The following is a 2,308-nucleotide window of genomic DNA, read 5'->3' on the forward strand; positions in this document are numbered from 1 at the left end:
GGTATATGACCAGGCTCCTCCAAACTAATCTATATCAAATTCATATCAAAAGGGGGGAATCTTTTAATATGAAGAGAGTTTTTAAAGTTACATTTAACATGCCGTGCAAGGTAGGTTCCGCACACATGTTTTAGTGGGAATGTTTCTTGAAATTCTCTTCATCGATCCAGTATCACTGTTAATTATAATGTTGATGCAGTTTGCTTTCATAGTCTCGTGTTATCAGAGATTCCTCAGTATATTCCGGTGACTGCTTGATTGTCTGGTAAGTTGTAAAATGAAATGACCGCAAAACAAAATAATAAAGACCCAAGAGAAATACTCTAGTATAATGTTAAGTTACAAAACCAACAAGTACTGGAGGATTTCAAATGAGCCAATTAAATTTTATCACTGTGAGCAGAAAAGGTAAACACCTAACCTACGAAGAACGCATAAAGTTAGAAGCTTTATACAAAAGGGGATTAAGTTCGAGCAGTATTGCGGAGCAAATAGGTGAACGTTCAGAACGTACAATAAGGCGTGAAATTGCTAAAGGAATGGTTGAACTATTGAATAGTGATTTAACCACTCGAACGGAATATAGCGCAGAAATTGGGCAGTCAGAACATGATAGACAAGGTACGGCTAAAGGGCCTACATTGAAAATAGGAAAAGATCACAAATTGGTGAGGTACCTAGAAAAAGCCATTGGTAAAGATGGCGAATCTCCGTATGCAGCTATTCAAAATATTACAAACAAAGAGTTACAATTCAAAACAACTATTTGCTTCAAAACTGTGTATAACTATTTGGATAACAATTTATTTTTAAATATAAGTAATAAAGATCTGCCTGTTAAAAAGAATCCCCCAAAAAGGAAGTATAAAAAAATAAGGCAGGCTTATAACAATACCAAAGGAAGAAGCATATCTGAAAGACCTAAAGCGGTAGCTTCACGTGCTGAGATAGGCAACTGGGAAATGGATACTGTAGTAGGAAAACAGGGTACGAAGACTGTATTAATGGTGTTAAGCGAAAGAGTAACTCGAAAAGAGTTGGTCTTTAAAATACCATCTAAATCTCAGGTAGCTGTCGTCAAACAATTGGACAAATTGGAACGTAAAATGGGAACGTTATTTTCAGATACATTTAAAACAATCACTTGTGACAACGGTTGTGAGAACCTTGATTTTGAAGGTATTGAAAACTCTGTGAGGAATAAAGGGAAAAGAACCAAAGTGTATTATGCACATCCTTATAGTTCATGGGAACGAGGCACAAATGAGAATATCAATAAAATGATACGTCGATTTATCCCCAAGGGCATAGATATTTCTGCATTTACAAAAAACAGATTATGCAAATACAACATTGGATTAATAATTATCCTAGAAGAATTTTCAGTGGTCTTTCTGCTAATATGATAGAGCAGAAAGCCATCATAGCTTAATATTATATTTTTCTTGAATTTTCGGACATTTTATATTGCAATCTATAAAGGTTTTTAAATTTATAGAAAAAGATAGTAATATACACTCATTAAGAAACTTGGCTATTTTTAGAGCCGCATATACATGCGCTTTAGGAGCCTCTGAGAGTGCTTAATAAGGCTTGAGGATTACAATAGGACAAGAGGTGAAATGTATTGTTACAGGCTTAAAGGAAGCAATAGCAACACCATAAGGTTAGATCTAGAGACTATAAAAATTCTAAATAAATATATTAGGCAGAATGAGATTAATGATAATCAACAAATTTTATTTTTAAGCCAAGAGAAAAAAACAATATCGCGCAAAACTTTAGACGTCTTAATGAAGAATTACTTAACACCCTTTATCACATCCATAGATGGACTTCCACCTTCAAACATATTCTTTACTCTTAAACCTATAAGTGAATTTAACTCTGGATGTGTTAAAATGTAGAATCTCTCTTCCTCAATTGCTTTGAATATAACCTCTCCAATTTTATCAATTGGAATTCCACCTTTAATAACCTTATGTTTCTGTTTCTCCTCTTCTTCATACAAAACACTTTGATAATAAGTCTGACTCATGTCATTTTCATATATCATTGGTCTATGCCTTTCACAATTATCAAGATCTGTTTGAATAAATCCTGGACAGAATACCGACATTTTTATTTTGTCCGTTTCGAACTGAAGATCTAAATAAGTAGATTCTGAAAGACCAACTGTTGCAAATTTAGAAGTATGGTAAGCTGACATTCCGTTCAAATCCAAAAGCCCTGCTACAGATGAAGTATTGACAATATGGCACTCGGTATCCTGTTTTAACATTATTGGAATGAATACTTTTTCGCCATG

The 2,308-nt window shown here is 33.9% G+C and carries 2 protein-coding genes and 1 pseudogene; 2 read left to right on the top strand and 1 reads right to left on the bottom strand.

Annotation, left to right across the window (positions count from 1 at the left end; translation table 11 throughout):
• The first annotated feature begins 371 nt into the window (after nt 1–371).
• Both VIM70_RS00525 and VIM70_RS23350 read left to right on the top strand, forming a co-directional pair.
• A pseudogene (locus tag VIM70_RS00525) lies at nt 372–1,432 on the top strand (IS30 family transposase).
• A gap of 190 nt (nt 1,433–1,622) precedes the next feature.
• A complete protein-coding gene (locus VIM70_RS23350; RefSeq protein ID WP_414648631.1) occupies nt 1,623–1,907 on the top strand; it encodes a hypothetical protein in 285 nt (94 codons plus the stop codon).
• Here VIM70_RS23350 and VIM70_RS00530 read toward each other — a convergent pair.
• Nucleotides 1,802–2,308 (bottom strand): SDR family NAD(P)-dependent oxidoreductase (locus VIM70_RS00530; protein WP_331943023.1); only part of this gene is annotated, 507 nt, incomplete at its 5' end. The two genes, VIM70_RS23350 and VIM70_RS00530, sit on opposite strands and share 106 nt — an antisense overlap.

Source organism: Clostridium sp. (genome assembly GCF_036569345.1).
Taxonomy (GTDB): Bacteria; Bacillota; Clostridia; order Clostridiales; family Clostridiaceae; genus Clostridium_AD.

Excerpts from the sequence above, each read along its gene's own strand:
- VIM70_RS23350 (WP_414648631.1), top strand. The coding sequence starts at position 1,623 with ATGTATTGTTACAGGCTTAAAGGAAGCAATAGCAACACCATAAGGTTA.